The 6,244-nt window shown below is 49.0% G+C and carries 5 protein-coding genes; 4 read left to right on the top strand and 1 reads right to left on the bottom strand.

Translation table 11 applies throughout. The annotated features are described in order from the left end of the window. From DBO31_RS09315 to DBO31_RS06790, 4 genes are all read left to right on the top strand, one after another. On the top strand, positions 1–403 hold a 403-nt coding region (locus DBO31_RS09315), incomplete at its 5' end, for a hypothetical protein (protein WP_200817479.1). A gap of 137 nt (positions 404–540) precedes the next feature. Continuing rightward, positions 541–2,934 (top strand): hypothetical protein, encoded by a 2,394-nt coding sequence (locus DBO31_RS06800; protein WP_150824764.1) that lies wholly within the window; start codon positions 541–543, stop codon positions 2,932–2,934. After that, the gene (locus DBO31_RS06795; RefSeq protein ID WP_150824763.1) at positions 2,927–4,345 is read left to right on the top strand and encodes a histidine kinase; all 1,419 of its coding nucleotides are present in this window, start codon (positions 2,927–2,929) and stop codon (positions 4,343–4,345) included. The genes DBO31_RS06800 and DBO31_RS06795 overlap by 8 nt, the downstream gene beginning before the upstream one ends. Continuing rightward, positions 4,323–4,940, top strand: coding sequence for a response regulator (locus DBO31_RS06790; RefSeq protein WP_059077475.1), 618 nt, complete (start codon positions 4,323–4,325; stop codon positions 4,938–4,940). The genes DBO31_RS06795 and DBO31_RS06790 overlap by 23 nt, the downstream gene beginning before the upstream one ends. On the opposite strand, the gene DBO31_RS06785 is transcribed toward DBO31_RS06790, so the two are convergent. Next, complete coding sequence (locus tag DBO31_RS06785; RefSeq protein ID WP_150824762.1) at positions 4,937–6,109, bottom strand: hypothetical protein; 1,173 nt, start codon at positions 6,107–6,109, stop codon at positions 4,937–4,939. The two genes, DBO31_RS06790 and DBO31_RS06785, sit on opposite strands and share 4 nt — an antisense overlap. Between the last annotated feature and the right edge of the window lie 135 nt (positions 6,110–6,244).

Below are 6,244 nucleotides of genomic sequence, written 5' to 3'. Positions count from 1 at the left end.
TCCCAAGCTGATTGCAGCTGATACAGACGGCTTCTATATGCAGTGGACGGCCCGTAATGGTTCGAACAATGGCACGGGATGGACGAACCCGCTTTATGCTTTTGACCCGGATGGCAAGGAACTGCGTTCCTTTGAAATGAATACGGGCCTGGCTGAAGGGATGCAAAAAGCTTCCGCCAGCGGACCTGCCTTTGTCACCCGTGATTATGTCGGTTTTACGGGACGGGGGCTGTTCCGCATATTTGATAAAAAGACAGGTTCCGCCGTCGGTGATATCATCTATCAGATTGATGACAAAGTGTATACGCCGGATACTATTGCCACAGATGATACGAACCATGTGTATTTTACTCTATACGATAACAAACAAAAGGTACAACATATTTACCGGATAGACTTGTAACAGCAGAGCGGGAGGGACTGGCCAGCGGCCAGTTCCTTTTGCCATATCTACATTATATTGTCGTGACAACTGTCATGTGTACATGGTATAATATTTATAACAAATGGACAGTGCGTTTGCGACGGGCAGGTGAAACGATGATTGGAAAAAAATGGCTGACCGCATGCGGAATTGTTGTATTCTGGCTCATATCAATGATGTGCCAGGCCGTTTCTATCATATATGATAACACCTGGAGAGATGCCTATGGACAGGTCCTGGAACGCACCGTCTTTTCTTTGGATGAGTGTACGGGCCATGATGACTATATCATGGAATTATTTACCGATACCGATGTAACTGCTATGGAAGCATACGATATCCAGGCCACCGTATTACAGAAAAACACCCGTTATTCCTATTATTGGTATCCTCATTATATGGCGACTGTCGTATTAGCCGTCAGTGATGACTGCCCGTATGACATTACAGGCTGGCATAGTCTGCAGACCCTGCCTGTAACGGTCTGCATCCTTTCGTCACAGCCACAATATTCTTTTTCTGTCCAGGCTATGAGTTATGGATTAGGCAGAGATGTTTCCGGCCAGCTGGCCGTGCAGGCACTGAAAAAAATCCATGAGGAGGGCCGGTTCCAGCTGGATACACTCACGGGATTTAATATCATGCAGCCCTACAGAAACCGTCCGGCTGCACAGGTCTATGTTCTCTACGATTACCAGGCGCGGCAATGGCAGCGGCGCGGGGCGCCTATCCATATCGTCGTCCCCGATGAAGGAACGCTGGCATTTCAGAAGGGACTTTTATCGAAGATACCGCTGGTAGTGGATGATGCTAGACTGGCTGATTGTCTGGCTGATGCCGCTTACCGGACGGAACCCATGGAAGGAGCCGTGCAGATATCCGACCAGGAATCCTTTTTTGTTAGTGCTGATTTAATCAGCCATCAGATGCTGTTCCATGTCTTTCATGTGTATGAAAAAAACGTTCTCACCGGTACGAATAACATGTTATGGTATATGGCCGCCCTGTTTGTGACAATCCTCTGGGGCTGCCGCCTGCGCCGCCACGTCATACAGCCCCGCATGAGGAATGCCTATGCTGGTCTTACTCTTGTTCTTTGTGGATGGGTTCTCCTGCGCATGTACAAATTGATGCTGCCGGGATATGCCGTGGATCTAATCCGCTGGAGCTGGTATAGCTATTATCTTTTTTTCGGACTGCTCGTTTCCTTGATCGTATGGATCGGCTATATGGCGTCACAACCGGACTGGCACCCTGAATGCCCGCCATGGCTGCGCCTGTTGTTTTCTTACAATCTGGTATTGGCCGTACTCGTATGTACGAATGATATACATCAATGGGCATTCATCCTGCCGGACATTGCAGGCGATGCCAATTCTTATCATGGTAATGGACCGCTGTATTACCTCCTGGCCGTATCGTATGGTGCCGAGTTTCTGGTCGTTAATTTCTGGCTCTGTTATGCATCGTGGAAGCAGCATGTGCAGCGTTCGTTCCGCCTTATCCTGCCGTTCCTGTGTTGCCTGTTCTACGGAGGATATATCGTCGGCTATCTGATGAAAATCCCCTTCTGCCGTATTTCTGAACTAGTTTTGACGACCGTAGTATGGACGCTTATCTGGCTGGAAGTAGTGATGCGTATCCGGATTATCCCGACCAATGAAGGCTATATCGAATTTTTCCGTCAGTCCCGTCTTGCTATACAGCTTTGTGATGATTCGGGCCGTGTCGCATATGCATCACGGGATATAAATAATCTGCCTCTGGAAGATATGGAAATCCAGACCATGCCCATACGTGGTGGCTGGGTACGCTGGTATCGCGATGTACGACATCTGCGTCAGCAAAAGAGAAATCTCTCCCTCGTTGCGCAGGCACTGGAACGGTCGTACCACTTATTACGGAGAGAAGAAGAAATCCAGCGCCAGGTCATTCATCAGGAAGTCAGCCGGCGTATCTATGCCGAACTGGAGCAAGTCATCAGCAGCAAGCGGGAGCGTATTGCAGCTTATATGAAAGCGCTGCAGTCTATGAAGCCGGGAATCGAAGCTGATGCTATCGTCAGTCATCTGAACGTCATGGTCTGCTATCTGAAAAAGCGGTGCATTCTCTTGCTCCGCGGAAAAGAAAAAGGTATCCTGGAAGTACGGGAATTATCTCTGGCAGTCAGCGAATCCCAACATTATATGACTGTCGCAGGCCTGCGTGGCATGGCTACGGTCCGCCTTTCCGGGACCATACCGGATAAGACAGCGCTCTTTCTATATGATATGTTTGAAGAAATAGGGGAAGCATCTATTGCTCATCACGAGCCATACTGGATCTGTCATTTTTCTGAAACCGGCCGGGCATGGACGCTTTCGGTAATGTTGGAAGACCGGCCGGAAGAATCAGACTGGCTTCCCAAGGCTCTGGCGGGCAGCACACTGCCAGAGCCGCTTATCTATGACAGGCTCGAATATGGGCGCCGTTTGACTGTTTCTATTGGAAAGGAGTCGTATCATGATTAATATTTACACCCTTTCCAGTACATTCTGCATTATTTGTATGACCGTGGCTATCATCCTCTTCGTTGCCAGCAGCCTGCTGTACTATTTCCTGATGCCACAGCAGGAATTCCGCAATATGGGCCGCAAATGCCTCGAGGGAAGCAATCTCATTGTTCTTCTGGCAATTGTGACTATCTTGTATGAAGTCATGACTGATAGGGCAGATGGAATCCTGTATATAGAAGCACTGAATATCTGGCGTTATGGCATCATATTAGTAATTATCATCAGCACATTGTACATGATTCATGATTTCCATGCCGGTGGACAGTATCTGCTCATTGCCTCGTTCTTTCTCCTTCCGGAATTAGACACGTGGCTTCCCTGGTCGCTGTTATTGGCATTGTCATGCATAGCCCTGCGTCTCATCCTGGTTTTTCCGGCGGCATACCGCCAATACCGGAGTCAGCTGACAGCCCGTTCCATCCAGTCAGCCGTCGATTTTCTGGAAGAGGGAGTCTTGTTCAGTCTGGAAAAAGGAGAGCCTGTCCTGGTCAATTACGTCATGTATGATGTCATGGAAAAGTTGTTGGGCACAGTCATCCGCAATGCGAATATTTTCTGGCATCTCCTGTCAAACTGGAACAATACGGAACACGTTACCATGGAGCGTCAGGGGCAGGACCTTCTGTTCCGAAAGAAAAATGGCATGGCATGGCTGCTGCAGCGGCATCATATCCAGTTCAGGAATCAGTCAGGCTGGCAGATCACGGCACTGGATGTGACGAATCTGGACCGGGTGAACCGGGAGTTGGACCAGAAAAACCAGCTTCTGGAACAGCGGAATGAAAAAATGAAATATCTTCTCAATCATCTAGTCGATATACAAACCCAACGGACGACAGAAGAAATGCGCTATAAGATCCACGATCTCATGGGGCAGCGTATTACCATCCTGCAGCAGCTCCTGAATAATAAAAATACGACCGATTATGCGGCAATCCTGCCACTGGTAGAAAATGTCCTGGCAGATATGCGCCGCGAGACGGCGGATAATCCGGCAGAACGGCTGGACGTACTCATCCGTACCTATTGCAGCCTTGGCATCGACATCACCCTGACCGGTGCTCTGCCGGCAGATACAGAGGATGCGGCTGATCTGGTAAGTATTATCCGGGAGTCCCTGACCAATGCCCTCCTCCACGGAAAGGCAAGCCGGATCTCCATAGAGCTTCCTCTTACGGGAAAACGGATACTGACCATCCGTGATAACGGTATCGGGTGCCGGGGACCTATACAGCCCGGCAATGGACTGCAGGGAATTGAACGAAGAGTCAGAAAAATGGGCGCTGCACTTCATCTGAAAGGAAAGCCTCATTTTGTTCTGTCCGTAGAAGGAGAGGATGACTATGATTCGCGTACTCGTCATTGACGATCAAAAAATTCTGCTCGAAGGACTGGCAGCCATTTTATCTCAATGTGATGATGTAGAAATTGTTGGAACAATTCCATTCTCGGAAATGGTCGAATCCGCCTGCTCCCTGACAAAGCCGGATGTGATTTTCATGGATATCTGCATGGAGGGGAAAAACAGTGGCATTGAATTGACAAAGCGGTTAAAAGAAAAAAATCCCGGTCAGAAAATCATCATCATGACCGGGTTTCAGGATATTAGTTTTTTGGAAATGTCCCGTGATGCCGGAGCCGACAGTTTCATCTATAAAGAAAGTTCGGCCGCTGCCTTTATCGAGTGCATGAAGCGGACTGTAGCAGGCGAGCAGATATATCCCGATGTACAGGGGAATGTGACGTTCGGTGTCTGTGGTGTAACTCTGACTGAGCGGGAACTGGATATCCTCCGGCTGATCTGCCGCAATTTGTCCTATCAGGAAATTGCCGACGAACTGGGAATCAGTAAGCGGACCGTCAGCTTTCATATCAGCAATATGCTCAGTAAGACCGGTCATAAAAGCATCGTAGGCCTTGCTGTCGAAGCTGCCGATAAAGGATATGCGTCGGCCCCCTAGAAATAAGCTGTCAGACTGGTGCCGATGACATATTCATGGAAAGAAGCCATATAGGTGGTATCGTGACGGTTTTTCAGGGAAAAGCCTTCGACAGCCCAGACAAGTCCCGGTTGGAGAACGTAGTCCAGACGGAGTCCCCAGCCACGGAATCCCATGCGACGGAAAAATGTCGCATCGGCATCCATCGTGTGGTACAGGATGGTAGAAGCAGGCTGATCATAATAGCGGATCCATGCTTCGTAGGAGCCTTGTTTCCGTTCATCCAGCTCTCCGTAGATGAGGGAGGCGACAAATCCCGTTTCAGACTGGCTGTAGTGGTCCGCCTCATGACGTCCCCAGGCGTGGAGCCATTCCAGCCGGGCCGACAAATCCGGCCGTATCTGATAAGATCCGCGCCACAGGAAGATGCGCTGCCGGTCATACCTCGTACCGGCCTGCCCCGGATATATTCCGTAAGCAGCTAATGATGGAAACGTCGGTGGGAGACTGCTGGCATTGCGGAAATCCAGAAAGGCCGTATCGCTCTGGAAGCGGCCGTTAAGCCTGCTGTGTAGGAGACTCCATCCTATTTTCCGATGTTCATCATCAGGGCCTGTCGTGCGGCCGGCAAAGAGCGTAATGCTGCCGGGAGAAATCCCTTTCTGACCGAGACGGAACCGCAGGCCGTCCACCTTTTTGTCAATAACATTGCCATCGAGCAGATAATAATTGAAACGGCCTGCTTCTACTTTCGTCTGCTCCGTTTCATGTTGGATATACAGTCTGCCCAGATAAAGATGATGGTCTGCGTCATGGTCTTTATCATTCCGGTTATCTTCCAACTGGGTCCGTATGGTTGTATGTTCGTTCAGATGGATGAAAGGAAAAATCCGCAGCCGGCGCGTCGCCATATATATCGTTTCATCATGCCGACGACTCTCCTTACCAGACTGGGCGGTATGAGCGGAAAACCGTCCTTTCCCCCAAAGCCAACGGTAATCACCGTGCATTTCGACATAGGGATAGGTATTTTTCTGCGTCCTCAGAATTTCTTCGTCTTCTAATGGCTCCGATTGTACATCATCAGGAACGATTACTGGAAAAGTGGAAGATCCGGCTGCCTGGCTGGATCCGTAGAACATAGGAATGGCTGTCAGAACAAACAAGAGCAACACGCATTTCAGGTTCATGGGGGAGTTCCTTTCATATGCTTTTTTACAATCATATCACAATTAATACACAAAAAGAACAACGGATTCACAATAAAAAATGCATAGTGTACATAGGGATATAATTCTTCTGCATATACATAAAAAATATAGAAT

The sequence above is a fragment of the Megasphaera sp. DJF_B143 genome (assembly GCF_900320625.1).
GTDB lineage: Bacteria > Bacillota > Negativicutes > Veillonellales > Megasphaeraceae > Megasphaera > Megasphaera hexanoica.
Note: the sequence above shows the minus strand (reverse complement) of the source record. Positions and strands in the feature narration are given on the sequence as shown.

Excerpts from the sequence above, each read along its gene's own strand:
- DBO31_RS06800 (WP_150824764.1), top strand. The coding sequence starts at position 541 with ATGATTGGAAAAAAATGGCTGACCGCATGCGGAATTGTTGTATTCTGG.
- DBO31_RS06790 (WP_059077475.1), top strand. The coding sequence starts at position 4,323 with ATGATTCGCGTACTCGTCATTGACGATCAAAAAATTCTGCTCGAAGGA.
- DBO31_RS06795 (WP_150824763.1), top strand. The coding sequence starts at position 2,927 with ATGATTAATATTTACACCCTTTCCAGTACATTCTGCATTATTTGTATG.
- DBO31_RS06785 (WP_150824762.1), bottom strand. The coding sequence starts at position 6,109 with ATGAACCTGAAATGCGTGTTGCTCTTGTTTGTTCTGACAGCCATTCCT.